Raw genomic sequence first — 26761 nt, 5'->3', positions numbered from 1 at the left:
CCCCCACCCTGCCCGCGCCGCCGGCCTCCGGCAGCCCGGCCCGCGCACCCGGGGGAACGGGGTCACCCCGGGGTCACAGGTCTTCCGGCCACGGGTGGCCGAGCAGCTCCGCGTAGGCCGGGCTGCCGCCGCAGACCCGCGCCCGGTCCCGCGGGTCCGCCGAGGTGAGGCGGTCGACGAGGTCGGCGGCCAGGGCGACCGGGTCGCCGGCCGGGACGGTCAGCTCGACCTCGAACTGCAGGTAGGGAAAGTCGCCGAGGTGGTCCGGCTGGTGTCCGTCCGGGCGCCAGACGAAGGTCAGGTCGATCCGGTCGGGGCCCGAAGGCCAGGTCCACAGGGCGTCGAACTCGCACTCCCAGGCGGCCAACAGCTCCGGCCGGCGGACGAGTTCGGCCTGCACCAGGCGTCCGACGCCGCGCGCGGGCCAGTCCTCGACCCCGACGCCGGCCCGGTCGAGCTCCGCCAGGTACTGCGCGGCGTCGAACCGGTACGCCGGGAGGTCGAGGTCCTTGATGTCGGGGTTGCGCCAGCCGTCCCAGACCACGGCGCCGCCCTCCTGACGCACCGTCACGTACAGGGCGCCGCAGCAGATCTCGCCGCACCCGGCCAGGTGGAGCCGGACCTCCCGGGGCTCGAGGCCGGGCAGCAGCGGGCTGTACGGACCGAGCAGGGAGCGCGGGTCCGGGCCGAGGTGCCCGTCGGCGAAACCGGTGGCCAGCAGGTCGCGCCCGTCGGCCAACAGCCGGAGCTGGTGCCGGCCCTCCGACGCGTCCTCGATGCGCAGTTCCAGCCGGTTGTTCGTCGCCTCGTCCATCCCGGCATTGTGGCCGCACACGGCGCAGGGCGCCGACCGAATAAACGGTCGACGCCCTGCGCGTCACTGCGTGACAGCGGGTGCTGGTGGAGATCACGTGTTCCCGACCTGCGCTATTCCTCGGCGTCCGGCAGGCGATCGGGGAACGCCCGGAGCCTCAACTGTGGTGACCGATGGTCGGCGATCCACCGCATCCGCCTGTCGCCCGCCGCAAGACCGGCGCGGGCGGTCCGGGTCCACTCCTCCCGGTCGAGCACCGAGAGGTAGGTCGCCTGGAGCGCTTCCTGCTGCTCCGCGGTGCACCCCGCAGCCAGGGGAGGTCTCGTGGTGAGGAAGTGGGTGAGCCACGCGACGCCGTAGTAGCGCCTGACGGTCGGGCTGAGCGAACCCACATGCCGAGCATGAGCTTCGAAGACCGCTGCCGAGTGAGGGTAGTGGGCGAGGGTCAGGCCCATCCCCCCGCAGTCGCTCATCGACTGCAGCAGCAGACCGGTGTGGTCGACCATCTCGCTGTCACCGTCCAGGTCTGCGAGCGCCTCGTGGAGTCCGGCGACTGTGGCGACCTTGGCGGCGAAGCAGCCGTTGAGGAAGTCGCCGTCGCAGGCTCTGCGAAGCAGCCATGGTCGGGCAATCGGGCTGTCGAGCCTGCAGAGGGCTTCGACGACGTAGACACGTCCCCAGCCGGTGACCCGCTCGGCAAGCCAGAGCAGGGCCTCGACCTCTCCCGGCTGCCGCTCAAGGGCTTGCGCCGCCAGTGCACCGAAGTGGTTGGACAGCAGCCCGATCGTCTGGATCAGGGGGATGTCTTCGGCTGTTCCCACGGAAGCGAGCAGGGCGAGCCCAACGGTGACCGCGCATCGGTCGGTCCCGTGTCGGACCAGCCAGCGGCCCGTTCGGCGAACGCGGTCCCGGTCCGCCTGCTCAGCTGCGGCGGCGATGTGCTCGCTGTGGTGAATCGGGATGTGGACGGCGTGGAAGGCGTCGGCCAGTTCGCCGGGAAGGGCGGAGGTCCGCGCGAAATGCGCGTGGAGGATGAGCGCCGCGTCCTTGCCGAGCGAGTGCCGGTCCTCAGGTGGGTTCGGGCCTTGTCGCCCGCGGTGCGACGCGTCGTCGGGATACGGTCCCCCGTCGCGCGGAAGCGGCGCCCCCGGAGCCAGCCGATGCAGGCGGAGCGCGTGGTCGAACAGTGTGGTCGGTGATCCGGGCAGTCCCGTCCCGGTCGTCCCGCTCATCGGCGGACGGAGGACTCGATTCTCTTGATCACGCCCACGAGCCTGGCAGCGCAGCACCCTCCGCACAAGCCTGTTTCGCAGCGATCCCGTCGCATCGGACCCAATCGGCCGGCGTGACCAGGACCGAGGGCGGTGGAGCCGGATTCGGCTCCACCGCCCTGACCAGTCGCTACGTCCCTGGTTTGCCCGACAATCAGCTGCAGCCGCTGGTGGAGCCGCAGCCCTCGCAGAGGTAGCAGCTGCCGGCGCGGCGCATCTTGGTGCCGCAGGAGAAGCAGAGCGGCGCGTCGGCGTTCAGGCCGAGGCGGATCTCGGCGAGCTCCGTGGAGTTGTGCGCGGCGGGCGCCGGCTTGGGCTGCTCGACGACCGGGAGGGCGACGTGCGGCTTCTCGGCGGCGAGCGGCGCGGACTGGGCGAGCGACTCGACGTCGAGCTCCTCCTCGGTCGGCTCGTAGGAGCCGGTCTCCAGGTGCCGGGTGCGCTCCTCGACGGAGTGGATGCCGAGCGCGGAGCGGGTCTCGAACGGCAGGAAGTCCAGCGCCAGGCGGCGGAAGATGTAGTCCACGATGGACTGCGCCATCCGCACGTCCGGGTCGTCGGTCAGGCCGGCCGGCTCGAAGCGCATGTTGGTGAACTTCGCGACGTACGTCTCCAGCGGGACGCCGTACTGCAGGCCGACCGAGACGGCGATGGAGAAGGCGTCCATCATGCCCGCGAGGGTCGAGCCCTGCTTGGACATCTTCAGGAAGACCTCGCCGAGGCCGTCGTCCGGGTAGGAGTTGGCGGTCATGTAGCCCTCGGCGCCGCCGACCGTGAAGGACGTGGTGATGCCGGGGCGGCCCTTGGGCAGGCGCTTGCGGGTCGGGCGGTACTCGACGACCTTCTCGACCGCGGGGGCCGCGGCCGGGGTGGGGGCCGAAGTCGCCGCCGGGGTCTTGGTCTTGGCCGAGAGCGGCTGGCCGACCTTGCAGTTGTCGCGGTAGATGGCGAGCGCCTTGACGCCGAGCTTCCAGGCCTGGAAGTAGATCTCCTCGACGTCCTCGACGGTGGCGTTCTCCGGCATGTTGACGGTCTTGGAGATCGCGCCGGAGATCCACGGCTGGATCGCGGCCATCATCCGCACGTGGCCCATCGGGGAGATCGACCGCTCGCCCATGGCGCAGTCGAACACCTCGTAGTGGGCGGCCTTCAGGCCGGGCGCGTCGATGACGTTCCCGTTCTCGGCGATGTGCGCGACGATCGCCTCGATCTGCTCGTCCTGGTAGCCGAGGCGCTTCAGGGCGCGCGGGACGGTGCCGTTGACGATCTGCATCGAGCCGCCGCCGACCAGCTTCTTGAACTTGACCAGGGCCAGGTCGGGCTCGACGCCGGTGGTGTCGCAGTCCATCATCAGGCCGATGGTGCCGGTCGGGGCGAGCACCGAGGCCTGCGCGTTGCGGAAGCCGTTCTGCGCGCCGAGCCGGACCACGTCGGCCCAGGCGTCGTTGGCGACGGTCCACACCGGCGCGTCCAGGTCGTCCAGCGGGGCGACCGCGGCGGAGGCGTCCGCGTGCTGCTTCATCACCCGCTGGTGCGGGGCCGCGTTGCGGGCGTAGCCGTCGTACGGGCCGACCACGCCGGCGAGTTCGGCGGAGCGGCGGTAGGCGGTGCCGGTCATCAGCGAGGTGATGGCGCCGGCCAGCGCGCGGCCGCCCTCGGAGTCGTAGGCGTGGCCGGTGGCCATCAGCAGCGCGCCGAGGTTGGCGTAGCCGATGCCGAGCTGGCGGTAGGCGCGGGTGGTCTCGCCGATCTTCTCGGTCGGGAAGTCGGCGAAGCAGATGGAGATGTCCATCGCGGTGATGACCAGCTCGACGACCTTGGCGAAGGTCACCGCGTCGAAGCTGTCGTCGTCGCGGAGGAACTTCATCAGGTTCAGCGAGGCCAGGTTGCAGCTGGAGTTGTCCAGGTGCATGTACTCGGAACACGGGTTGGAGGCGTTGATCCGGCCCGACTCGGGGCAGGTGTGCCAGTGGTTGATCACCGAGTCGTACTGGATGCCCGGGTCGGCGCAGGCCCACGCGGCCTCGGCCATCTTGCGGAACAGGCCCTTGGCGTCGACGGTCTCGATGACCTCGCCGGTCATCCGGCCGCGCAGTCCGAAGCCGGTGCCGTTCTCGACCGCGGTCATGAACTCGTCGTTGACGCGGACCGAGTTGTTGGCGTTCTGGTACTGGACGGAGGCGATGTCGTCGCCGCCGAGGTCCATGTCGAACCCGGCGTCGCGCAGCGCGCGGATCTTCTCCTCCTCCTTCACCTTGGTCTCGATGAAGGCCTCGACGTCCGGGTGGTCGACGTCCAGCACGACCATCTTGGCGGCCCGGCGGGTCGCGCCGCCGGACTTGATGGTGCCGGCCGAGGCGTCGGCGCCGCGCATGAAGGAGACCGGGCCGGAGGCGTTGCCGCCGGAGGAGAGCAGTTCCTTGGAGGAGCGGATCCGGGAGAGGTTCAGGCCTGCGCCCGAGCCGCCCTTGAAGATCATGCCCTCTTCCTTGTACCAGTCGAGGATCGACTCCATGGAGTCGTCGACGGACAGGATGAAGCAGGCGGAGACCTGCTGCGGCTGCTGGGTGCCGACGTTGAACCAGACCGGCGAGTTGAAGCTGAACACCTGGTGGAGGAGGGCGTGCGTCAGCTCGTGCTCGAAGATCTCGGCGTCGTCCGGGGAGGCGAAGTAGCCGTGCTTCTCGCCGGCGGCGCGGTAGGTGAGCACCACCCGGTCGATGATCTGCTTCAGGCTCCACTCGCGCTGCGGGGTGCCGATCGCGCCGCGGAAGTACTTGCTGGTGACGATGTTCACGGCGTTCACCGACCAGAAGTCGGGGAACTCGACGCCGCGCTGCTCGAAGTTGATGGACCCGTCGCGCCAGTTGGTCATCACGACGTCGCGGCGCTCCCAGGTGACCGCGTCGTACGGGTGGACCCCAGGGGTGGTGTAGATCCGCTCCAGCCGCAGACCGGCCTTGGGGGCCTTGGCGCCCTTCGCGGCCTTCTCCGACTTCGACCCGCGCGCGGAACCGCTCGTGGTGTCTGTCATGCCTTGCTCCTCCTCCTGGGCAAACGCCCGAAGTGCCCTGAAAAGTCCGGGCACGACTGGTTCGTTCTCCTGGTGTGCGGGCAGGCGGAAGCCCGACCACGGCACACGGGTACTGCGGTGACTTGAATGAAAAAAGCGGTGAGGGGCCCGGCCGTTACGGCACGGGCACCGGGGCCGCGGGCCGTTCGGAGCGCAGCTCCGCGATCGCGGCCTCGAAGTCCTCGAGGTTGTCGAACGCCCGGTAGACGGAGGCGAACCTCAGGTACGCCACGACGTCCAGTTCCTTCAGCGGGCCGAGTATCGCCAGGCCCACGTCGTGCGTGGAGAGCTCCGCGCTGCCGCTGGCCCGCACGCACTCCTCGACCCGCTGCCCGAGCTGGGCGAGCGCGTCCTCGGTGACCGGGCGGCCCTGGCAGGCCTTGCGGACGCCGGAGATCACCTTCTCGCGGGAGAAGGGCTCGGTGACGCCGCTGCGCTTGATCACCATCAGGGTGGCGGTCTCGACGGTGGTGAACCGGCGACTGCAGTCCGGGCACTGCCGGCGACGGCGGATCGAGCAACCGTCGTCACTGGCCCGACTGTCCACGACTCGGCTGTCCGGATGCCGGCAGAAGGGGCAGTGCACCTGGAACTCCCTCCCTGACCCGACGGCGAACGACTCGGACCACTCTACCCGACTCGAAACACAAGACCTGTGCCCGATCGAGGACACTAGCCACTAGATCTAGTGGCGGACACTGCGCCACGCCGGGCAACCGGGTGAGAGCCGGGGACACCGCGCGCCGCGACCCCATAGACTGTTCGAGTCGAACATGCAATCGACTTACACCCGGAGGCTTGATCAAGTCAGGCAACCTCGAATAAATTCACTCGAACGTGTGTTTGGCGCAACCTTTCGATAGAGGCGCCAGTTGAGCCGGACAGTTGGAGCACCAGTCGAGAGGGTCGCCCGCGATGTCCACCCCCAGCGCCGCCAGCGTCATGCACACCGTCGAAGCCAAGACCGCCATCCCGGTGCAGGAGCGTTCCGCGCGCACCACTGACCAGGAGAGCATGGATCAGACCATGAGCCGTAGTCAGCCGATCGAGGAGTCCCCGCTCGGTGTGCCCACCCCCGTCGTCCGCGCCCTCCCCGGCCGCCCGCCCGGCATCCGCACCGACGAGGCCGGTCTGACGGAGCGCCAGCGCCGCGTCATCGAGGTCATCCGCGATTCCGTCCAGCGCCGGGGCTACCCGCCGTCCATGCGCGAGATCGGCCAGGCCGTCGGCCTGTCCTCCACCTCCTCGGTCGCCCACCAGCTGATGGCTCTGGAACGCAAGGGCTTCCTGCGCCGCGACCCGCACCGCCCGCGCGCCTACGAGGTCCGCGGCGTCGAGGTCGCCCGCCCCGCCGCCGCCGAGACCTCCGGCCGGCCGTCCACCTCCTACGTGCCGCTGGTCGGCCGGATCGCCGCCGGCGGCCCGATCCTCGCCGAACAGACCGTCGAGGACGTCTTCCCGCTGCCCCGTCAACTGGTCGGCGAGGGCGAGCTGTTCGCGCTGACGGTCAAGGGCGACTCGATGATCGACGCGGCGATCTGCGACGGAGACTGGGTGACGGTCCGCCGGCAGCCGGTCGCCGAGAACGGGGACATCGTCGCGGCGATGATCGACGGCGAGGCGACGGTGAAGCGGCTCAAGCGCGAGGACGGGAAGATCTGGCTGATGCCGCACAACGTGGCGTACGAGCCGATTCCCGGCGACAACGCCACCATTCTCGGCAAGGTCGTGGCGGTCCTGCGCCGGCTCTAGACGCAGTAGGACGAGCCCCGTCAGGGACGCGGGGAACTGCGCGAAGCGGAAGGCACCCAGCAGAAAGGTCCGGTCGAGGACGGTACTCCCGTCTTCGGCCGGACCTTTCTGTGCGTTCCTGATCTATCTGGCCTTGACCGGTGGCGCGGAAGCGTCGATCGCGGCGAGGGAGCGCCGGACCTGGTTGCGGTCGGTGGTGTACCAGAAGTCCGGCATCGAGGAGCGGAAGAAGCTCCCGTACCGGGCGGTGGCGAGACGCGGGTCGAGGACGGCGACGACGCCGCGGTCGTCCGCCGCGCGGACCAGGCGGCCGGCGCCCTGCGCCATCAGCAGGGCCGCGTGCGTCGCCGCGACCGCCATGAAGCCGTTGCCGCCGCGGGACTCGACGTCCTTCTGCCGGGCGCTCATCAGCGGGTCGTCGGGGCGCGGGAACGGAATGCGGTCCATGACGACGAGCTGACAGGCCGAGCCGGGGACGTCGACGCCCTGCCAGAGCGACAGGGTGCCGAACAGGCAGGTCTGCGCGTCGGAGGCGAAGGTGCGGATGAGCTCGCCGAGGGTGTCCTCGCCCTGGAGCAGGATCGGCACGTCGAGCCGTTCCCGGAGTGCCTCCGCGGCAGCTTGCGCGGCCCGCATCGAGGAGAACAGGCCGAGGGTGCGGCCGCCGGCGGCGCCGATCAGCTCGGTGAGTTCGTCGAGCATCTCCGGCCGGTCGGGCTCCCGGCCGGGCGGCGGCAGGTGCTTGGCGACGTAGAGGATGCCCTGCTTGGGGTAGGTGAACGGGGAGCCGACGTCCAGGCCGCGCCAGTACGGCGGGGCGTCCTCGCCGGTCTCCGCGCTCGGGCCGTCGGGCGTCCGCTGGTCGGGCAGCCTGGTCTCGCCGGGCAGGCCGAGGGACGCGGCGACGCCGAGGAAGTCACCGCCGAGCTTGAGCGTGGCGGAGGTCAGCACCACCGAGCGGTCCTTGTACAGGTTCTCCCGCAGCAGCCCGGACACGGACAGCGGGGCGACCCGCAGCGACGCGGTGCCGAGGCCGAAGCGGTCGCTGCGTTCGATCCAGATGACGTCGTACTCGGAGCCGGTGAGCAGCCGGTCCGCCGTCTCGTGCAGGGTCTCCGCGGAGGCCATCGCCTGCTTGCGGACGGCGTCCTCGTCGCTGAGGCCCTTGTCGCGGGTCTCGCCGAGCGAGGTGATCACCTGGCGGCAGGCGTCCCGGATGCCGGCCACGGCGTAGCCGAGGTACTCGGGGAGTTCCTCGACCTGGCCGGGCTGTGCGGTCTCCATCAGGCCGTGGAAGTTCTCCGCGGCGGCCTGCAGTGCGTCCACCGACTTCTCGTTGGCGAGCTTCGCCGCCCGCTTCACCGCCCGGTTGACCGCGCCGACGGTGAGTTCGGCGGTGGCGGCGCCGGTGACCCGGTTCACCAGCTCGTGCGCCTCGTCGATGATCAGCAGGCCGTGTTCGGGCAGGACGGGCGCGCCCTCGATCGCGTCGATCGCCAGCATCGCGTGGTTGGTGACCACCACGTCCGCCAACTTGGCGCGCTCCCTGGCCTGTTCGGCGAAGCACTCCTGGCCGTAGGCGCACCGGGCGGCGCCCAGGCACTCCTTGGAGGTGACGGACAGCTGGGCCCACGCCTTGTCGGAGACGCCGGGGGTCAGGTCGTCGCGGTCGCCGGTGTCGGTCTCGTCGGCCCAGTCGCGCAGCCGCAGCACGTCCTGGCCGAGCTTGCCGGTGGGGCCGCCGAGCGCGTCGACCGGGTCGAACAGGCCCTCGCCCTCGTCGCTCGGGGTGCCCTCGTTGGCGCGGTGCAGGCACAGGTAGTTGGAGCGGCCCTTGAGCATCGCGAACAGCGGGCGGCGGCGCAGCGTCGGGTGCAGGGCGTCGACGGTGCGCGGCAGGTCGCGTTCGACCAGCTGGCGCTGGAGGGCGAGGGTCGCGGTGGCGATCACCACGTTGTCGCCGTGGGCGAGGGCGGGCACCAGGTAGGCCAGGGACTTTCCGGTGCCGGTGCCGGCCTGGACGAGCAGGTGTTCGCCCTCGTCGACGGCGTCGGCGACCGCCTCGGCCATCCGGACCTGCCCGGGCCGCTCCACGCCGCCGACGGCGGTGACGGCGGCGTGCAGCAGCTCCGGGATACGGGAGGCGGGGACGGGAGGCGCCGACGCGTCCGGGCCGCCGGGCAGGGGTGCGGTGTCGTTCGTCATGACGCTCCCCAGCCTACGGGGCCGGGGTGACAATCCGCTGCGGTCGGGCCGGGAGGTCCGCGGTGCTGTGCAGCGGGTTGTCGACCTGGCCGTGGACGGCGGCGTGCGGGCGGTCCGGGCGGTCGCGGTAACCGTCGAGCAGCAGCCGGTTGCGGTTCAGGCAGAGCCGGTCGATCCGCGGCGCGAACAGGTCGAAGAGCCGGTGCCGGTCGGCGAGTTCCGGGAAGCGCCGCTGGCAGTCGAGCACCCGCTCGCGCAGCAGCTCCCAGAACTCGGCCTCGGGCAGTCCGAGTTGGTCCTCCAGCAGGGGCGCGAGGTAGCGGTAGACGCCGATGAACAGCCCGGAGTGCAGGAACTGGCACAGGTAGTCGGGGTTCTCCCGCAGCAGGACGTCGCCGATGCCGTCGGGCAGGTCGGCGAGTTCCGGCAGCGGCCGGTCGCTGATGTTGACGTCGTCGACGAAGTCCTTGACGGCGAGCCGGACCGGGACGTCCTGCCGGTCGAAGACCACGATGGCGTTCTCGCCGTGCGGGGAGAACACCAGCCCGTACCGGTACAGGAAGTGCAGCAGCGGCGGCAGCATCACGGCGAACAGCCGGCTCACCCAGGCACGGACGTCCAGGCCGGAGCGGGCGACGAGTTCGGCGGCCAGCGCGCGGCCGTCGGAGCCGGTCTGGAGCAGCGCGGCCAGGGTGCGGCCCCGTTCGCCGTCGTCGAGGTACCGGCCGAGGGGTTCGCGCCAGATCGCGCCGAGCAGTTCCTTGTACTGGTAGGGCGCGTCGGGCAGGTCCCGGTACAGCGGGTGTTCGACGGTGACGGAGGCGATCTCGCCGAGCAGGATCACCCGGCATTCGTCCCGCAGGTACGGGTCCCGGTCGCGCAGCCCCTGGATCCAGCCGGTGACGGCGGGCGCGGCGAGCGCGCGTTCGGTGGGCAGGCCGCGCCAGACCAGGGTGTTGAGGATGGCGAGCGGCAGCTTGACGGTGCACCGGTCGGGGCGGCTGAGGTTGAAGAACGACCGGATGGACTGCTGGGGCAGTCGCAGGTCGCCGTCGCTGGGCAGCGGGACGATCTCGCCGCTGGCGATCCACGGCGCGAACAGGCCGACCACGGTCTCGTCCCACTGCCAGGGGTGCACCGGCAGCAGCCAGAACTCGTCGGCGCGCTCGCCGAGTTGGGCGCGGAACGCGGGGTCGAGCTCGGTGTCGTAGATGGTCGGGTCGCCGCGGAAGGCGGCCAGGTCCTTGTGCACGGCGAGCCACGGCAGGGTGCGCGGCAGCCGGGCCTCGGGGGCCCAGCCGGCCGCGTCGGTGGCGGAGAAGCCGACCCGGCCCTTGTTGGCGACGATCCACGGATGGCCGGTCTGTCGGCCCTCCAGTGCGACGTGGTCGAGGTCGGCGAGCTCGGCGGCGGTGAGCGCGGTGGCCCGCAGGTGGGCGTCGGCGATCAGCGTGGCGGTGAGCTCACGGACCAGGTGGCCGGTGGTGTCGCCGCTCAATTTCAGGGTGTGACGGGCCTGTTGGAGGAATCTCAGCGGGTCGTCGCCACCTGCTATCGAGTCCGGGTCGACCCGCCAGCTGCCGTAGGCGCCCCGGCGGGCGGTGAACCGGTAGGCCGCGCCGGGGAGTTCGACCAGGTAGTGGTCGCCCTCCGGCCGGGGGTGCAGCAGTTCCTCGTAGGCGAACTCGCCGAGCAGCTTGGCCAGCATGGCGCGTGCGGCGGCCCGCCAGTGCCCGGTGGTGAGCTGGGGCGGCAGGTGGAGTGCGGAGTCAACGGCCGGCTGCGGCACGCTCGTTCCCTTCCTGGGGTCGCGGAAGCACCTGGGCCGGGGCGGGCTCGGGTGCGAAGGTGGTCCAGGCGGTGCGGTGGGGCAGCGGGTGCAGGGTCTTGCCCGCGACGGCGTTCAGGATCACGGCGGCGCGGTGCGCGCCGAGCCCGAGGTCCGGGGTGCCGACTCCGTGAGTGTGCAACTCGGCGTTCTGGACGTACAGCCCCCCGGTGAGTTCCGGCCGGGTGGCGACGCGGTGGTCGAGGTCGACCCGGTAGCGGCCCTGCGCGTCCCAGTCGATCAGCCCGGCGATCGGGTCGATCAGCGCGGGGCGGACCGCCCGGTAGCCGGTGGCCAGCACCACGGCGTCGGTGCGGACCAGGTGGCGGCGGCCGGAGTCGGTGTGCCGGCAGCGCAGTTCGAGCCCGCCCCGGGGGCCCGGTCCGGCTTCGGTGACGGCGGTGCCGGGGAGGATCTCGACCGGTTCGGCGTCGATCGGGCGGCCCACGGTGCGCTCGTACAGGTGGTCGTGGATCTCGGCGAGGGTCTCCGCGCTGGCCGCCTTGTGCAGTTGCCACTGGGCGGGCACCAGGGCGTCCCGGACCGGCTCGGGCAGGCCGTGGAAGTAGCGGGTGTAGTCGGGGGTGAACTGCTCCAGGCCGAGCTTGGAGTACTCCATCGGGGCGAGCGCCCTGGTCCGGGTGAGCCAGCGCACCCGGGTGCCGACGCCGGCGTGCCGGCGCAGCAGGTCGAGGAACACCTCGGCGCCGGACTGGCCGGAGCCGACCACGGTGATGTCCCGCGCCCCGCGCAGCCGTTGGCGTTCGGTCAGGTAGTCGGCGGAGTGCAGCACGGCGGGGTGGTGGCGCAGCGCCGCGAACGCCTCCGGGCGGACCGGTTCGGTGCCGACGCCGAGCACCAGGTTCCGGGCCAGGTGCACCCGGCCGGCCGCGTGCACCCGGTAGCACTGCCGAGCGGCGTCCCACTGGACGGCGTCGACGGGGCTGTCGAAGCGGCAGTTGGGGAGCCGGTCGGCGGCCCAGCGGCAGTAGTGCTCGTACTCGCGGCGCGGGAGCTGGAAGCGTTCGCTGAAGTAGAAGGGGAACAGCCGCTGCTGCTCGCGCAGGTAGTTCAGGAACGACCACGGGTTGGTGGGGTCGACCAGGGAGACCAGGTCGGCGAGGAACGGGACCTGCATCCGGGCGCCGTCCACGAGCATGCCGGGGTGCCAGCGGAACTCGGATCGGGCGTCGAGGAACAGCGCGCTGACGGTGTCGGCCCGGTCGGCGAGTGCGGCCAGCGAGAGGTTGAACGGGCCGATGCCGACGCCGATCAGGTCGTACGGCTCGGGCTGCCGGCCGGTCGTGTCGTCGTGGGAAGTCATGTCGTCCTAGGGCTCGGGCCGCGGTCGGATCATCAGGGCGGCGCGCTTGTCGGGGAGGTCGAGGTCGGCGGCGCGGGTGAATCCGGCGGCGGTGAACGCCCGGACGGAGGGCGTGTTGCGGACGTCGGGTTCGGCGAGCACCCGGGTGCAGCGGGGTTCGTCCCGCAGCAGCCGGGCGGCGATCGCGTCGAGCAGCAGGGTGCCCAGCCCCCGGCCGCGGGCGGCGGGGGCGAGCAGCAGGTGCACGCCGAGGTCGTGCGGGCGGGCGGGGTAGTGCGCGGCCAGCGGGTCGAGGTCGGCGCGGTACAGCTCGAAGTAGCCGGTGGGTTCGCCGTCGAGCAGGGCGAGGACGGGGCGGCTGCGGCCGTCGCCGTCGAGCTGCGCGGCGAGGTGCGCGGCGGTGGTCTCCGGCGGGCCCGCGAGGGCCCACCAGCGGTCGGTCTCCGGGTCGTTCATCCACTCGGTGAGCAGGCCCAGGTCGGTGCTCACCCGCACGGTACGCAGGACGAGTTCACCGGCCGGCGTGGGGATCCGCAGGTCGGGTTCACCGGCCGGTGCGGGGGTGCGGAGGTCGGGTGTCACGCCCCGGCCACCGGGTTGGCGATCTCCACGTACACCGACTGGGTCTCCACCGGGCCGACCAGTTCGTCCAGGCCGTGCAGCCGGGTCAGCAGGTTGGCCTTGCAGCGCAGGGTGGGGGCGTCCAGCAGGTGGGCGGCCAGCGCGGAGCCGGTGGCGGTGACGGCGGGGCCGGCCAGGAAGCGGCGCAGGGCGGCCAGCAGCAGCTGTTCGTCGGCGAGTTGCTGGGAGCCGAGGGCGCCGATCAGGCCGAGCACGTGGTTGATGCCGAGGTAGTAGGCGAAGCGTTCGTCGGCGACCGCGTCGGGGACGAAGGTGTCGCTGTGCGCGCCGAGTCCGGGCAGCAGGCGGTGCAGCCGGTCGGCGTGCGAGGTGCGGAAGTAGTAGCCCTGGTTGTCGCGGTAGCGGCCGCCGGTGGGCCAGCCCTGCGGGTCGAGCAGCACCAGGCTGTTCTGCTGGTGGGCCTCCAGCGCGATGCCGGCCTGCCCGTCCAGCCAGAGGATCGGCAGCACCACGGCGTCCAGGTAGCGCAGGAACCACTCGGTGGCGACGGTCGCCCCGGGGCGGCCGGTGCGGGCGGCGAGTTCGCCGATCAGCTGGGCGAGTTGCGAGCCGGCCCCGTCGACGGGCTGTTCGGCGACCAGGCCGGCCACGCACAGCGCCCGGTCGGCGGGGCCGAACGGCAGCTGCCGGAGCACGGTGTCCAGGCCGTTCGGGTCGCCCAGTTCGGGGTGGTCGACGCCGATCCAGGCCGGGTCGCGGACGATGTCGAAGCCGGGGTGGGCGGCCCGCCACTGCCGGGCCAGGCCGGCCTCCAGCAGGCGGTGCACCTCGACGCCGCGGTGGAGCTCCTTGCGCAGGTTCTCCCGGCGGGAGTTGGTGATCCGCAGGCCCAGCGACAGTTTGAGCATCCACGGGGTGCCGGGCCGGCAGACGGTGCGCACCGAGCTTGTGGGGTGCCAGGGCTCGCCGTGCTGGCCGAGGTCGGTGAGCAGGCCGCGCTCCAGCAGCTCGGCGACGGCCGGCCGGAGCGTCAACTCGCGGGCCTGCCAGGGGTGCAGCGGCAGCGCGGCGGCCCCGTCGGGCAGCGGGCGGCCGTACAGCTCGGCGGTGATCCGGTCGGCGGGGGTTCCGGTGGCGGAGTCCGCGCCGAGCAGGCTGCGGTCGACGGCCCACCAGTGCATCCGGAACGAGCCGTGCAGCTCGGGCGAGTAGGCGGCGGACTGGGCGGGACCGAGGCCGTCGCGGCTCTTCGGGGTGGGGTGCATCGGGTGGCCGAGCAGCAGCGACTGTTCGGCGCGCAGGAACGGGTCGGTGGGGGCGGCGGGGGTCCGGCGGCGGTGCGCGAGGATCTCCGCGGTCCGGCCGACCGAGTCGGCCACCCGGGAGGTGAGGTCGGCGAGTTGGCCGGGTTCGGGGCGGCCGGTGGCGCCGGCCACCAGGGCGGCGACGGTGACGGCGTCCACCGGGTGCTCGGCGGCGCCGGTGGAGACGGTGGCGGGGCCGAACCGGTGCCAGCCGCAGGCCGACCAGTGGCGGACCGGCGCGGACAGTTGGGCGGCGCCGCCGAGCACCGGGATGCGCAGCAGGTCGCCGGCCGGGCGTTCGGCGGCGGTCTCCCGGGCCCAGCACCGCAACAGGCTCTCGGTGGCGGCGTGTTCGGCGGCGACGGCCGGATCGGGGTGGAGCAGCGGGTCCGTGCTGTGGTGTCCGGCCGACGGCCGGGCGACCGGGAGAACGTCGGTGAGGATGGTGGCCAAATCCGCTCCTTGAGCCGCGCGATTGCCTTCGGGTAAGGGTTACCTATCCCCGTGGGTCGGACACAAGATCGGCTCACTCGTTCCGGTGAGCTTCCGTCGATCGCCCCCGCACCGAGTGCCCCGGTGGGACCCTGACGGACCGTCACCATCACGGTTCGATGTCCGGACGCCAACAGGAGCGCACCGCCCGTCGGCGGCCCGCGCCCGGATGAAAGACTGTCCCGGGGGAACGGACTGCTTCAGGGGGTTGAGAGTGAGGGCACGGGGGGTGCCGGCCGCGCTGGCTGCGGCCGCGCTGCTGCTGGGAGTGGCCGCCTGCGGCTCGGGCCGCGGGTCCGACGGGGGCGGCGGGGGCGGGAATCCGCGCAGCTTCGCCGAGTTGAAGCACTGGGGGTTCGCCGAGTGGGACCGCTGGGCGAAGCGGCACGAGTTCCACAACCCCGCGGTGGCGGGCGTGTGGAACCCCGAGACGATGGACCAGGCGCCACCGCAGCAGCCCGCGCCGGCTCCCGAGTCGCCGGCGCCGTCGTCACCGGCCGCACCGTCACCGGCCGCGCCGTCGTCGGCCGGGCCGTCCGCCCCGGCCGCGGGGGGCGAGCCGCCCGTCGGCAGCTCGCCGCCCGCGGTCGCCGCGCAGCCGGTGCCGCGGCCGTACACCAGCTATCCGGCGTCCGGGAAGGTCTTCCTGACCGCCCCGAACGGCGGTACCGGCCAGTGCTCGGCCACCGTGGTCGCCGATCCGGCGAACCCGGGCCACAGCAACCTGGTGTGGACGGCCGCGCACTGCGTCCACGAGGGCAAGGGCGGTGACTGGTACAAGAACCTGATCTTCGTGCCCGCGTACAACAGCTCGGGCGCGGCCGGCGACCACCACCGGGCGTCGCTCGCCGAGGTCGCCCCGCTCGGCCAGTGGTGGGCGGACCGGGTGATCACCTCGCCGCTGTGGACCACGGAGGGCACCAGGGGCGGCGACGCCGCCAACCAGTACGACTTCGCGGTGATCAAGGTGCGCGGCCCGGAGGGGGAGAGCCGCTCGCTGGAGGAGGTGATCGGCACCGCCGTGCCGGTGTGGTTCGACGCGCCGCGCGAGCAGCTGGCGATCCAGGCCTGGGGCTATCCGGCCGTCGCGCCGTTCGACGGGCAGGAGTTGGAGCGCTGCGACTCCGGCCGTCCGGGCTCCCGCAGCTTCGACGCGGCCCGCCCGGCGATGCTGGTGATCGGCTGCACCATGACGGCCGGCGCCTCCGGCGGCGGCTGGTTCGCGGACGGCCCGGACGGCCGGCAGCGGCTGGTCAGCAACACCTCCATCGGCACCTCCGCCCACACCGCCCTGAACGGGCCCTACCTGGAGGGCGTGGCCCGCCAGGCCCTCGACTACATCTCGCGGAAGTGACCGCCCGTCGCCTCCGCGCGACCTCGACGACCGAACGACGACTACGGGGGGAACACCCATGACCGATCAGCACCGTGCGATGCGCCGCGTCCGGAACGTGTCGGCGGCCGCCCTGGTGACGGTGCTCGCCGTCACCACCGCCGCCTGTCAGGGCAAGAGCACGAGCACGAGCGCGGCGCCGCCGGCCAGCACCAGTTCCGGGCAGCCGGGCATCGACGTGAAGGACATCCAGGGCGCCCTCGCCAAGGTCTCCAGCTGGAACGCCTCCGACTGGGCGGACTGGGCCTCCAAGAACGGCTTCAAGCCGGAGGACCTGGAGGCGATCAAGTCCTTCTGGGACAAGCAGAAGGTCTCCGGTGCGAAGGGCGTCACCACCGACCGGCCGAACATCCAGCAGTACCCGACCCTGCAGAACGTGACCTTCCCGAAGACCATCCCGGCCAAGGCGCAGCCGCACCCGTACACCGCGGACACCGCGGTGCTCGGCAAGATCTTCTTCCAGGCCCCGGAGGGCACCATGGTGTGCTCGGGCACCGTGGTGTCCGACCCGAGCCACCCCGGCAAGAGCAACCTGGTGTGGACGGCCGCGCACTGCGTGCACGGGGGCAAGGGCGGCGACTACTACAAGAAGCTGATGTTCGTCCCCTCCTACAACAAGACGGGCGCGACCAGCAACGGCAAGGCCGCGAACGCCACCCGCGAGCAGATGGCCCCGCTGGGCATCTGGGCGGCCCGCGCGATGTACGTGATGCCGCAGTGGACCCAGCGGGTGGGCCACTCCGGCGGCCCGGACAGCCAGTTCGACTTCGCGGTGATCCGGGTGGCCGCGGAGGACGGCTCCACCCGTTCGCTGGAGGAGACCGTGGGCGGCTCGATGCCGATCTGGTTCGGTGCTCAGCCGAACGAGATCGCCTCGCCGTCCTCCTACGGCTACCCGGCCGGGGAGCCCTTCGACGGCGAGGAGCTGGAGCACTGCGACTCCGCCCCGAAGCCGACCCCGTTCGTGTTCGACGCCTCCCGCCCGCCGATGCTCGCCATCGGCTGCAACATGACCGGCGGCTCCTCCGGCGGCGGCTGGTTCACCAAGCACGACGGCAGGACGATGCTGTTCTCCAACAACTCCATCGGTGACGACAGCTGGATGGCCGGCCCCAACCTCGGCCCGGACGCCAAGCGGATGTTCGACGCCTTCGTCCAGAACAAGTAGCGGGCAGCGGCCGGACATGCGGACGGCCCGGGGAGGGGTTCCTCCCCGGGCCGTCCGGCGTTCTGCGCGGGGCCTACGCGGCGACGACCGCGTACTGCTCCAGCTCGGCCGCCAGCATCGCCGCCACCTTGGCGTGCAGCAGCGTGCCCTCCGCAGTGTGCTCGGCGGAGATCAGCTCGCCCTCCGCGTGCACCCGGGAGACCAGGTCGCCGCGGGTGTAGGGCACCAGGGCCCGGACCTCCGCCGCGGGGCGGGGCAGCTCCTCGTCGATCAGGGCGAGCAGCTCCTCGATGCCCTGGCCGCTGCGGGCGGAGACCACGATGGCGTGCGGCTCGCGGCGCAGCAGCCGCTGGAGCACCGCCGGGTCGGCCGCGTCCGCCTTGTTGATCACCACGATCTCGGGCACGTTCTGCGCCTCGACCGAGACGATCACCTCGCGGACCGCGGCGAGCTGCGTCTCCGGCTCCGGGTGGGAGCCGTCCACCACGTGCAGGATGAGGTCGGCGTCGGCGACCTCCTCCATGGTGGAGCGGAACGCCTCGACCAGGTGGTGCGGCAGGTGCCGGACGAAGCCGACGGTGTCGGCCAGCGTGTACAGCCGGCCGCTCGGGGTCTGCGCCCGGCGGACCGTCGGGTCCAGGGTGGCGAACAGGGCGTTCTCCACCAGGACGCCGGCGCCGGTGAGCCGGTTGAGCAGCGAGGACTTGCCGGCGTTGGTGTACCCGGCGATGGCCACCGAGGGCACCTGGTGGCGCCGCCGCTCCTGCCGCTTGGTGTCGCGGCCCTTCTTCATCTCGGCGATCTCCTTGCGGAGCTTCGCCATCTTCTCGCGGATCCGCCGCCGGTCGGTCTCGATCTTGGTCTCACCGGGACCACGGGTGGCCATGCCGCCGCCCGAGGTGCCGGAGCCACCGCCACCCATCTGCCGGGACAGCGACTGACCCCAACCGCGCAGCCGGGGCAGCATGTACTGCATCTGCGCGAGCGAGACCTGCGCCTTGCCCTCCCGGGACTTGGCGTGCTGGGCGAAGATGTCCAGGATCAGCGCGGTGCGGTCGACGACCTTGACCTTCACCACGTCTTCCAGGTGGATCAGCTGACCGGGCGTCAGCTCACCGTCGCAGACCACGGTGTCGGCGCCGGAGGAGGCGACCAGGTCGCGCAGCTCCTTGGCCTTGCCGGAGCCGATGTAGGTGGCCGCGTCGGGCTTGTCTCGGCGCTGGATCACGCCGTCCAGGACCTCGGAGCCGGCCGTCTCGGCGAGCGCGGCGAGCTCGGCCATCGAGTTCTCCGCCTCCTCCAGCGTGCCGTCCGTCCACACGCCGACGAGCACCACGCGCTCCAGCCGGAGCTGGCGGTACTCGACTTCGGTGACGTCCTGGAGTTCGGTGGAGAGACCGGCCACGCGTCGGAGCGCGGCGCGCTCGGAGCGGTCGTACTGGTCTCCGTCGTAGTTGCCGAGGCCCTCGTCGATCGCCGCGAGGTCCTCGTCCATCAGGGCTTCCGCCTTGAGGTCGGCGAGGCGGCTGGCCGACTCGCTCGATCGGGTGCGGCTGTCGAACGTGGAGGTCATTTCATCCTTGGATTGATCGGGTGGTGCTCTCGGACAACACGGCGGAGCCGCCGTGAATTCCCCACGATGGTCGCACGCCCGCTGTGCCCGAGTCATCCCTTTTACCAGCCGCCGCGGCGGCCTCCGACACCGGCCCCGGCACGGCCGGCTCCGCCCCGGCCGGGGGCGTCGCGGGCCGGCCCGGCAACTCCTCGGGCCCGCCCGGCCGGTAGACGTCGTACACGCCGGAGACCCGGAGCATCGCCCGCATCACCGCGGGCAGCGCGGCGGCGTCGACGAGTTCCAGGGTGTAGCTGTGCCGCACCCGCAGTTGGCGGGGCGGCTCGACGTCGGCGGAGAAGATCGACACGCCCTCGCCGGAGATCGCCTCGGTCAGGTCGGCCAGCAGCCGGGGCCGGTTCAGCGCCTCGGCGTGCAGGGTGGCCCGGTAGCCCCACTGCGGGGTGCCGCCGGGCAGCCAGCGGACCGCGACCGCCCGGCGGCCGCCGTGCAGCATCCGGGCGCCGGTCGGACAGGCCGTCCGGTGCACCGCGACGGCCTCGCCGCGCAGCACGATGCCGATCACCCGGTCGGGCGGCACCGGCGTGCAGCAGCGGGCCAACCGGACGGCGGCGCCCGGCAGTTCGGGGGCGTCGGCGGGCGCGGCGGCGGGTGGCGCGGGCGGCGCGGCGGGCACCGGGGCGCCGACCGCGGGCGGCCGTTCGGCGGCGGGCGCGGGCAGCGGGCCGGCCGCCAGCCGGCGTTCGATGGCGAGCCGGGCGGCGGGGGTGCGGACGTACTCCAGCCACTCCGGGTCGGGGCCGCTGACCTCCCCGACGGGGGCGGTGAGCAGGCCGAGCACGTCGCCGTCGCGCAGTTCGGTGGAGAGTGCGGTGAGCCTGCCGTTGATCCGGGCGCCGATGCAGCGGTGGCCGGTCTCCTCGCCGATCAGGTAGGCGGCGTCCAGGCAGCCGGCCCCGGCGGGCAGGTGCAGGGTGGTGCCGTCCTCGGTGATGGCGGTGATCTCGCGGTCGTCGCGCAGGTCGGCGGTGAGCGCGGACCAGAAGGCGTCCGGGTCGGGGGTGTCCTGCTGCCACTCCAGCAGCCGGGCCAGCCAGCCGGGGCGGGCCGGGTCGGTGCGGTCCTCCGGGTCCTCGGCGGCGCCCTGCCGGTCGGTGCGCGGGTCGCCGAGCGCGACCACGCCGGTCTCGGCCACCTCGTGCATCCGCCGGGTGCGCACCAGGACCTCGATCACCTCGCCGCCCGGCAGCGCCACCGCGGTGTGCAGCGACTGGTACAGGTTGAACTTGGGGGCGGCCACGAAGTCCTTGAACTCGCCGGGCAGCGGCGTCCAGCAGGTGTGCAGTTCGCCCAGCACCGCGTAGCAGTCGGCGTTCTCCTCGACCACCACCAGCAGCCGGCCGAAGTCGGCGGGCCGCAGCCCCGCGCCGTCCGGGCCCGCCCCGCGCTTGATCATCACCCGGTGCAGCGAGACCAGGTGCCGGGGGCGGACGGTGACGGCGGAGGAGATCCCGGCCTCGGCGAGCTGGCGGCCGAGCTCGGCGGCGAACGGGGCGAGCACGCCGTCCGTCCGGCCGCCGGCCACCGCACCGGTGCGCTCGTACTCCTCGGGGTGCAGGGTGGCGAAGACGATGTCCTCCAGCTCCGCCTTCACCACCTGGATGCCGAGCCGTTCGGCGAGCGGGATCAGCACGTCCCGGGTGACGTTGGCGATCCGCACCTGGCTGGCCGGCTTCATGTGCCGGATGGTGCGCATGTTGTGCAGCCGGTCGGCGAGCTTGATCACCATCACCCGGACGTCGTCGCCGGTGGCGACCAGCATCTTCCGGAAGGTCTCGGGTTCGGCCGCCGCCCCGAAGTCGACCTTCTCCAGCTTGGTGACGCCGTCCACCAGGTACGCGACCTCCGGGCCGAAGTCCTCGGCGACCTGATCGAGCGTCACTTCGGTGTCCTCGACGGTGTCGTGCAGCAGCGAGGAGACCAGCGTGGTGGTGTCCGCGCCGAGCTGGGCGAGGATCATGGTGACCGCGAGCGGGTGGGTGATGTACGGCTCGCCGCTCTTGCGGGTCTGCCCGCGGTGGCTCTCCTCGGCGACCCGGTAGGCCCTGGCCAGCAGCGCCAGGTCGGCCTGCGGGTGATGCACCCGGTGCGCCTGCACGATCGGCTCGATGGCGTCGGGGACGGGCGTCCGCCCGGTGGCGAGCAGCGCCGCCCGGCCGGCCCGGCCGAGCGCCGCACGGCTGAAGCGGCTCGCCTGCTGCTTGGACGGCGAGCCCGCCAACTCGGAGCGGATGGTCATCTGCACCTCCGGCAGCAACACCGGAGCGACGGCCGACCCGGTGGTCCATGCTACCGAGCACAGCACGTTCGGCGAGCCCCCGCTTCGGCTCTGCCACCGCCATCACCCGAACGGGGGGATTAGCCGGACAGCGGCTTGGGAAGCGGGAGCTGACGATTCGTCGGGCTGACCAGCCGTTACACCAGCACGCCCTCGGCGACGATCACGGCGGGGCCGGTCATCTCGATCCGGCCGTCGGGGAACTCCTCGATCACCAGCCGCCCGCCGGGCAGGTCCACCGTCCAGCTGACGGCCCGTCCGGTCTGCGCCGGGTCCAGTCCGGCCCGCCGGATCGCGGCCACCGCGACCGCGCAGGCGCCCGTCCCGCACGAGCGGGTCTCGCCGGAGCCGCGCTCGTGCACCCGCATCGCCACCTGGCGCTCGCCCCGGTCCACCACGAACTCCACGTTGACGCCCTGCGGGTACGTGCCCGCCGGCGCGGTGGCCGGCGCGTCGTACAGGCGCCCGGCGTGCGCGAGGTCCTCGACGAACGCGACCGCGTGCGGGTTGCCCATGTTGACGTTCAGCGCGGGCCAGCTGCGGTCGTCGACGGTGACGGTGACGTCGTCCGGGCCGGGCAGCAGCGCGCGGCCCATGTCCACGGTGATCTCGCCCGGGGTGCCGTCGGCGGCGTCCTCGGCGATCCGCACCCGCTTCACCCCGGCCCGGGTGGCGACCGCCAGCTCGCCCGGCTTCACGTGCCCGGCGTGCACCAGGTAACGGGCGAACACCCGCACGCCGTTGCCGCACATCTCGGCGATCGAGCCGTCCGCGTTGCGGTAGTCCATGAACCACTCGGCCTGCTCGGCCATCCCCGCCGCCACCGGGTCGGCCGCCGAACGCACCACTCGCAGCACCCCGTCCGCGCCGATCCCGGCCCGTCGGTCGCACAGCGCGGCGACGGTGGCCGCCGACAGCTCCAGCCCACCGTCCGGGTCCGGGACGATCACGAAGTCGTTCTGGGTGCCGTGCCCCTTGAGGAAGGCCGTTCCGCTGATTCCGCTGCGCTCGCTCACACCGCCGATGGTAACGGCCGGGGAGAGCTGGCCGCGCAGGTGGACGACCCGCCGGACGGCCGGCGCCGGGGAGACGGCCGGGGAGAGCTAGCCGCGCAGGTGGACGACCCGCCAGACGGCCAGCGCCAGGGCGACGGCCACCAGCAGGGTGTAGATCACGATGGCCTTCCAGCCGGCCCGCTCGGAGCTGCCCCGGCGCGGCACGCCCGGCCACTTGTAGCCGGCCCGGCGGGCGGCCATCGCGCCCCAGCCGACCGAGGCGGCGGTGATCAGCAGGCCGAGCATCCCGATCATCGCGGTCGCGCCCTCGCTGCCGAAGGCCAGCGGGAAGGCGAACATCAGCGAGCCGAACATCACCGTTCCGGCGATCGGCAGGATCTGCCACCAGCGCAACCGGCGGCGCGGCCGGATGTCCCGCTCGTGCACCACGCCGGGTGCGGCGGCCAGATCGTCGATCGCGGGCAGGGCCACCGCGTACGAGGTGGTGGGGACGGCCAGTTCGGGCAGCGTCTCGGAACCGTCGGACGCGTTGCCCAGCAGCTCATCGGTTTCGGGGCCGGTACCCGTTGACACGCGGCCTCCCCTGATGGCTCGACGCGGGCTCGGGAGCTCGCGGGCGGTGAGGCCGGCCCGCGTGCCGGGCCTCGGTGCTACCGATGATGGCACGTGGCAAGACCCGGACAGGGCGTCCACCCGGTTGATCGGGTGATCCGATGCCAGGACGTGATCCGGCCGTGACCGCCGGTGCCTTCTGCACCTGCGTCTGCCTGTGCAGCTGCCCGGGCAGTTGGCCGGATCACGCCGCCCGGCAGCCGAAATCCGCCGGTCAGCCGTGGTCGCCGGGACGTTCCGGGCGATCGATCAGTTCCAGTGCGCGGCCCAGGAGTTCGACCGGATCGGCCCCCTCCGGACGGTCCAGCCAGTGGATCCGGTCGTCCCGCCGGAACCACGACTCCTGACGCCGGGCGAACCGCCGGGTGGCGCGCACGGTCTCCGCCCGCGCCTCGTCCTCGGTGCACTCGCCGGCGAAGAACGCCAGCACCTGCTGGTAGCCCAGCGCCCGGCTCGCGGTCAGCCCCTCGCGCAGCCCGACCCGCTCCAGCGCCCGGACCTCGTCCAGCAGGCCGGCCTCCCACATCCGGTCCACCCGCAGCTCGATCCGCCGGTCCAGCTCCGGGCGCGGCACCTGCACGCCGATCTGCACCGCCTCGTACACCGCGCGCTGCGTCGGCAGGTTCGCGGTGAACGGCTGCCCGGTGATCTCGATGACCTCCAGCGCGCGGACGATCCGCCGCCCGTTGCTGGTCAGGATCGCCTCCGCGGCCGCCGGGTCCAGCTCGGCCAGCCGCCGGTGCAGCGCACCCGGGCCGACCCGCTCCAGCTCCTCCTCCAGCCGGGCCCGCACCTCGGGGTCCGTGCCGGGGAACTCCATCTCGTCGATCGCCGCCCGCACGTACAGCCCCGAGCCGCCCACCAGCACCGGCACCCGGCCGGCCGCCAGCAGCCGGTCCATCTCGGCCCGGGCCAGCCGCTGGTACTCGGCCACCGAGGCGGTCTCCGTCACCTCCCAGATGTCCATCAGGTGGTGCGGGATGCCGCCGCGCTCGGCCTCGGTCAGTTTGGCGGTGCCGATGTCCATGCCCTTGTACAGCTGCATCGAGTCGGTGTTCACCACCTCCCCGCCGAGCTCACGGGCGATCGCCACCGCCAGATCGGACTTGCCGGCCGCCGTCGAACCGACCACCGACACCACCCGGTGCGGACGTGCAGAAGAAGAAGAGGAGGAACCGCTCACCCCACCAGTCTCGCAAAACCCGGGCACCTCTCGTGTCGCGGCCTCGTTGACCGGGGAAGATCAGCTATGTCTGGTACCGATCTGACTCGAAACGCGAGGAATGCACCCATGAGCCTGCTGGACAACCTCAAGGGCAAGGCCGAGGAACTCAAGGACAAGGCCAGCGAGCTGGCCGGAAAGCACGGCGACAAGATCGACAACCTGGTGGACAAGGCCGGCGAGACCATCGACAACGTCACCAAGCACAAGTACAGCGACAAGATCGAGAAGGGCACCTCGGCCGCCAAGCACGCCCGCGACGACTTCGCCGCGAAGCCGGAGGACGACACGAAGCCGCAGAACGACTGACCGCGGCTCCGGACCGGTGGCCTGCTGGGGCGCTCAGCGCCAGGAGGCCACCAGGTAGCCCACGCCGTACGGGGCGTCCTCGTACCGCAGCTCGCCGCCGAGGGTCGCGCCGTCCGCCGCACCCGCGAGCACCTGCCAGGGGGCGCGGCCGTCCGCCAGCAGTTCCGCCGAGAGGTCCGCGTCCAGCGCGGCCAGCACCGACGCGTCCGCGGCGGCCAGCGCCGCCGCCACCGCGCGGTCGTAGCCCTCGGCCCGCCCGTCCAGGTACCCGGGGGCCTTCACCGAGCGCCGGGCACTGCCGTCGCCCATCACCAACAGGCCCACCCGGTCCGCGAGTTCGGCCAGCCCCCGGCCCAGCCCCAGCAGCCGCTCAGCGGCCGTGTCCGGCCGCACCGCGACGGCATGCGTCGGGACCCGGACGCCCGCCTCCTCCAGCAGCCACGCCCCCACCGTCAGCGCCGGCGAGAGCTCCGGGCCGTCCACTCCGCCCAGCGGCAGCTTCACGGCCTTCGGCACCCCGTACCGGCGGAACGACCCCGCCCCGCCCTCCGTCCACACCCCGGCGCGTTCACCCGTCCCCACCACGACGACGAGATCCACGTCCGCGAGCCCGCGCACCGCGTCCAGGCACGCCCCCCGCAACGCCTCGGTCTCCCCCGCGGCCCCGGTCGCGACCTCGGGCACGAGCAACGGCGGACAGGGGCACACGGCGGCGGCAACAAGCATGTCGATCACTCTACGGTGCGCGGGCAGGTGGCAAACCGGGGGCGCGGGGAACTGCGCGACAAGCGCAAGTCACGTCCGCAAGGTCGCGATCGAGTGCAGGTCATTCTCCTGCGTCGCGATCTTGCGATTGGATGCCTTCCGCTGCGCGCAGTTCCCCGCGCCCCCGGTTGCGCTCTCCCAGGTTGTGCGCCCGCCCGCTTCAGCCGCAGCCGCCCCCGGTTTCGCACCCCGACGCCGCCACCGGCAGCGGGGCCGGAGCACCGATCGACGGGAGGCCGAGCATGACGCCGGCCGGCTTCGCGGGGGCGGCGTTGCGCTTCTCCCAGGCGTCGCCCGCCCGGGTGCGGCGGACGCCGAGGGCGGGGCCCTCCGCCAGGAGGTGGTGCGGGGCGGCGTAGGTGATCTCGACGGTCACCATGTCGCCGGGGCGCACACCGCCTTCCGGGCGGGTGAAGTGCACGAGGCGGTTGTCGGGGGCGCGGCCGGAGAGGCGGTCCGTGCGGTCGTCCTTCTTGCCTTCGCCCTCGGCGACCAGGATTTCCAGCTTGCGGCCGACCTGCTTCTTGTTCTCCTCCCAGGAGATCTCCTCCTGGAGGGCGATCAGCCGGTCGTAGCGCTCCTGCACCACGGCCTTGGGGATCTGGTTCTCCATCTCCGCGGCGGGCGTGCCGGGGCGCTTGGAGTACTGGAAGGTGAACGCGTTGGCGAACCGGGCCTCGCGGACGACGTGCAGGGTCTGCTCGAAGTCCTCGTCGGTCTCGCCGGGGAAGCCGACGATGATGTCGGTGGAGATGGCGGCGTCGGGCATCGCGGCGCGGACCTTCTCGATGATCCCGAGGAAGCGCTCCTGCCGGTAGGAGCGCCGCATCGCGCGCAGCACGGTGTCGGAGCCGGACTGCAGCGGCATGTGCAGCTGGTGCATCACGTTCGGCGTCTCGGCCATCGCGGCGATCACGTCGTCGGTGAAGTCCTTCGGGTGCGGCGAGGTGAAGCGGACCCGCTCCAGCCCGTCGATCTCGCCACAGGCGCGCAGCAGCTTGGAGAACGCCTGCCGGTCGCCGAGGTCGGAGCCGTAGGCGTTGACGTTCTGGCCGAGCAGGGTGACCTCGACGACGCCCTCGGCGACGAGTGCCTCGACCTCGGCGAGGATGTCGCCGGGGCGGCGGTCCTCCTCCTTGCCGCGCAGCGCCGGGACGATGCAGAAGGTGCAGGTGTTGTTGCAGCCGACCGAGATGGCGACCCAGGCCGCGTAGGCGGACTCCCGCCGAGTGGGCAGGGTGGAGGGGAAGGTCTCCAGCGAGTCCAGGATCTCGACCTGCGCGGAGCGCTCGATCGCCGCGCGCTCCAGCAGGGCGGGCAGGTGGCCGATGTTGTGGGTGCCGAAGACGACGTCGACCCAGGGGGCCTTGCGGACGATGGTCTCGCGGTCCTTCTGGGCGAGGCAGCCGCCGACGGCGATCTGCATGCCGCTGTTGGCCTGCTTGGCGGGGGCGAGCCGGCCGAGGTTGCCGTAAAGCTTGTTGTCGGCGTTCTCGCGGACCGCGCAGGTGTTGAAGACCACCAGGTCGGGATCGGCCTCGGCGGCGGCCTTGGTGTAGCCGGCCTCCTCCAGCAGCCCGGACAGGCGCTCGGAGTCGTGGACGTTCATCTGGCAGCCGTACGTGACGACCTTGTAAGTTCGCAAGCTCTCCTCCATACCCACAGAGCACAAGGGTACGGGCAGCGGCAGGGGCCTCCCGCCGGGCGGTCGGGGCTGGCA

At 72.4% G+C, this 26761-nt stretch carries 20 protein-coding genes; 4 read left to right on the top strand and 16 right to left on the bottom strand.

The window, feature by feature from the left end:
- Window positions 1-73: 73 nt before the first annotated feature.
- The 4 genes from ACIQF6_RS32270 to nrdR form a co-directional block, all read right to left on the bottom strand.
- On the bottom strand, window positions 74-814 hold the full coding sequence (locus ACIQF6_RS32270; RefSeq protein WP_400901430.1) for a hypothetical protein: 741 nt from the start codon (window positions 812-814) through the stop codon (window positions 74-76).
- Window positions 815-927: 113 nt separating this feature from the next.
- Entirely contained in the window at window positions 928-2046 is a 1119-nt protein-coding gene (locus ACIQF6_RS32265) for a hypothetical protein (protein WP_400901428.1), read from the bottom strand.
- A gap of 193 nt (window positions 2047-2239) precedes the next feature.
- Entirely contained in the window at window positions 2240-5119 is a 2880-nt protein-coding gene (locus tag ACIQF6_RS32260) for a vitamin B12-dependent ribonucleotide reductase (protein ID WP_400901426.1), read from the bottom strand.
- 154 nt (window positions 5120-5273) lie between these two features.
- Window positions 5274-5744 (bottom strand): transcriptional regulator NrdR, encoded by a 471-nt coding sequence (gene nrdR / locus ACIQF6_RS32255; RefSeq protein WP_400901424.1) that lies wholly within the window; start codon window positions 5742-5744, stop codon window positions 5274-5276.
- A gap of 440 nt (window positions 5745-6184) precedes the next feature.
- On the opposite strand from nrdR, the gene lexA reads away from it, so the two are divergent.
- Entirely contained in the window at window positions 6185-6910 is a 726-nt protein-coding gene (lexA, locus tag ACIQF6_RS32250; RefSeq protein ID WP_198520699.1) for a transcriptional repressor LexA, read from the top strand.
- A gap of 123 nt (window positions 6911-7033) precedes the next feature.
- Here lexA and ACIQF6_RS32245 read toward each other — a convergent pair whose 3' ends face one another.
- From ACIQF6_RS32245 to ACIQF6_RS32225, 5 genes are read right to left on the bottom strand one after another with little or no spacing between them, the layout of a single operon-like run.
- Window positions 7034-9115 (bottom strand): ATP-dependent DNA helicase, encoded by a 2082-nt coding sequence (locus ACIQF6_RS32245; RefSeq protein ID WP_400901422.1) that lies wholly within the window; start codon window positions 9113-9115, stop codon window positions 7034-7036.
- 13 nt (window positions 9116-9128) lie between these two features.
- Window positions 9129-10904, bottom strand: coding sequence for an IucA/IucC family protein (locus tag ACIQF6_RS32240; RefSeq protein WP_400901420.1), 1776 nt, complete (start codon window positions 10902-10904; stop codon window positions 9129-9131).
- Window positions 10885-12267 carry a lysine N(6)-hydroxylase/L-ornithine N(5)-oxygenase family protein gene (locus tag ACIQF6_RS32235; protein WP_400901418.1) on the bottom strand — a complete coding sequence of 461 codons (1383 nt, stop codon included), beginning with the start codon at window positions 12265-12267 and terminating at the stop codon, window positions 10885-10887. Before ACIQF6_RS32235 ends, ACIQF6_RS32240 begins: the two co-directional genes overlap by 20 nt.
- A gap of 6 nt (window positions 12268-12273) precedes the next feature.
- The gene (locus ACIQF6_RS32230; RefSeq protein ID WP_400901542.1) at window positions 12274-12954 is read right to left on the bottom strand and encodes a GNAT family N-acetyltransferase; all 681 of its coding nucleotides are present in this window, start codon (window positions 12952-12954) and stop codon (window positions 12274-12276) included.
- Window positions 12846-14606, bottom strand: coding sequence for an IucA/IucC family protein (locus ACIQF6_RS32225; protein ID WP_400901416.1), 1761 nt, complete (start codon window positions 14604-14606; stop codon window positions 12846-12848). The genes ACIQF6_RS32230 and ACIQF6_RS32225 overlap by 109 nt, the downstream gene beginning before the upstream one ends.
- A gap of 253 nt (window positions 14607-14859) precedes the next feature.
- On the opposite strand from ACIQF6_RS32225, the gene ACIQF6_RS32220 reads away from it, so the two are divergent.
- Together ACIQF6_RS32220 and ACIQF6_RS32215 are read left to right on the top strand one after the other, a co-directional pair.
- A complete protein-coding gene (locus tag ACIQF6_RS32220; RefSeq protein WP_400901414.1) occupies window positions 14860-15999 on the top strand; it encodes a trypsin-like serine peptidase in 1140 nt (379 codons plus the stop codon).
- 58 nt (window positions 16000-16057) lie between these two features.
- On the top strand, window positions 16058-17206 hold the full coding sequence (locus ACIQF6_RS32215) for a trypsin-like serine peptidase (protein WP_400901412.1): 1149 nt from the start codon (window positions 16058-16060) through the stop codon (window positions 17204-17206).
- A 73-nt stretch (window positions 17207-17279) separates the two neighbouring features.
- On the opposite strand, the gene hflX is transcribed toward ACIQF6_RS32215, so the two are convergent.
- The 5 genes from hflX to miaA all read right to left on the bottom strand — a co-directional run bounded on the left by hflX (window position 17280) and on the right by miaA (window position 23928).
- On the bottom strand, window positions 17280-18779 hold the full coding sequence (hflX, locus tag ACIQF6_RS32210) for a GTPase HflX (RefSeq protein WP_400901410.1): 1500 nt from the start codon (window positions 18777-18779) through the stop codon (window positions 17280-17282).
- Window position 18780: 1 nt separating this feature from the next.
- Window positions 18781-21078, bottom strand: coding sequence for a RelA/SpoT family protein (locus ACIQF6_RS32205; RefSeq protein WP_400901408.1), 2298 nt, complete (start codon window positions 21076-21078; stop codon window positions 18781-18783).
- Window positions 21079-21254: 176 nt separating this feature from the next.
- A complete protein-coding gene (gene dapF, locus ACIQF6_RS32200) occupies window positions 21255-22133 on the bottom strand; it encodes a diaminopimelate epimerase (RefSeq protein WP_400901406.1) in 879 nt (292 codons plus the stop codon).
- 87 nt (window positions 22134-22220) lie between these two features.
- A complete protein-coding gene (locus tag ACIQF6_RS32195; RefSeq protein WP_400901404.1) occupies window positions 22221-22706 on the bottom strand; it encodes a hypothetical protein in 486 nt (161 codons plus the stop codon).
- A gap of 253 nt (window positions 22707-22959) precedes the next feature.
- A complete protein-coding gene (miaA, locus tag ACIQF6_RS32190; protein WP_400901402.1) occupies window positions 22960-23928 on the bottom strand; it encodes a tRNA (adenosine(37)-N6)-dimethylallyltransferase MiaA in 969 nt (322 codons plus the stop codon).
- A 108-nt stretch (window positions 23929-24036) separates the two neighbouring features.
- Between miaA and ACIQF6_RS32185 the strand changes: the two genes are divergently transcribed.
- Window positions 24037-24276, top strand: a complete 240-nt coding sequence (locus ACIQF6_RS32185; protein ID WP_400901400.1) for an antitoxin — start codon at window positions 24037-24039, stop codon at window positions 24274-24276.
- A gap of 33 nt (window positions 24277-24309) precedes the next feature.
- Here the strand turns inward: ACIQF6_RS32185 and ACIQF6_RS32180 are convergent, their stop codons facing one another.
- On the bottom strand, window positions 24310-25002 hold the full coding sequence (locus ACIQF6_RS32180; protein WP_400901398.1) for a hypothetical protein: 693 nt from the start codon (window positions 25000-25002) through the stop codon (window positions 24310-24312).
- A gap of 199 nt (window positions 25003-25201) precedes the next feature.
- A complete protein-coding gene (gene miaB / locus ACIQF6_RS32175; RefSeq protein ID WP_400901396.1) occupies window positions 25202-26698 on the bottom strand; it encodes a tRNA (N6-isopentenyl adenosine(37)-C2)-methylthiotransferase MiaB in 1497 nt (498 codons plus the stop codon).
- Window positions 26699-26761: the final 63 nt, after the last annotated feature.

Source organism: Kitasatospora sp. NPDC092948 (genome assembly GCF_044754805.1).
Lineage (GTDB): Bacteria > Actinomycetota > Actinomycetes > Streptomycetales > Streptomycetaceae > Kitasatospora.
This window is presented reverse-complemented; position numbering and strand designations above follow the sequence as displayed.

Coding starts and splice junctions, on each gene's coding strand:
- ACIQF6_RS32270 (WP_400901430.1), bottom strand. CDS start 814: ATGGACGAGGCGACGAACAACCGGCTGGAACTGCGCATCGAGGACGCG.
- ACIQF6_RS32265 (WP_400901428.1), bottom strand. CDS start 2,046: ATGAGCGGGACGACCGGGACGGGACTGCCCGGATCACCGACCACACTG.
- ACIQF6_RS32260 (WP_400901426.1), bottom strand. CDS start 5,119: ATGACAGACACCACGAGCGGTTCCGCGCGCGGGTCGAAGTCGGAGAAG.
- lexA (WP_198520699.1), top strand. CDS start 6,185: ATGAGCCGTAGTCAGCCGATCGAGGAGTCCCCGCTCGGTGTGCCCACC.
- ACIQF6_RS32245 (WP_400901422.1), bottom strand. CDS start 9,115: ATGACGAACGACACCGCACCCCTGCCCGGCGGCCCGGACGCGTCGGCG.
- ACIQF6_RS32235 (WP_400901418.1), bottom strand. CDS start 12,267: ATGACTTCCCACGACGACACGACCGGCCGGCAGCCCGAGCCGTACGAC.
- ACIQF6_RS32215 (WP_400901412.1), top strand. CDS start 16,058: ATGACCGATCAGCACCGTGCGATGCGCCGCGTCCGGAACGTGTCGGCG.
- hflX (WP_400901410.1), bottom strand. CDS start 18,779: ATGACCTCCACGTTCGACAGCCGCACCCGATCGAGCGAGTCGGCCAGC.
- ACIQF6_RS32205 (WP_400901408.1), bottom strand. CDS start 21,078: ATGACCATCCGCTCCGAGTTGGCGGGCTCGCCGTCCAAGCAGCAGGCG.
- ACIQF6_RS32185 (WP_400901400.1), top strand. CDS start 24,037: ATGAGCCTGCTGGACAACCTCAAGGGCAAGGCCGAGGAACTCAAGGAC.
- ACIQF6_RS32180 (WP_400901398.1), bottom strand. CDS start 25,002: ATGCTTGTTGCCGCCGCCGTGTGCCCCTGTCCGCCGTTGCTCGTGCCC.
- miaB (WP_400901396.1), bottom strand. CDS start 26,698: ATGGAGGAGAGCTTGCGAACTTACAAGGTCGTCACGTACGGCTGCCAG.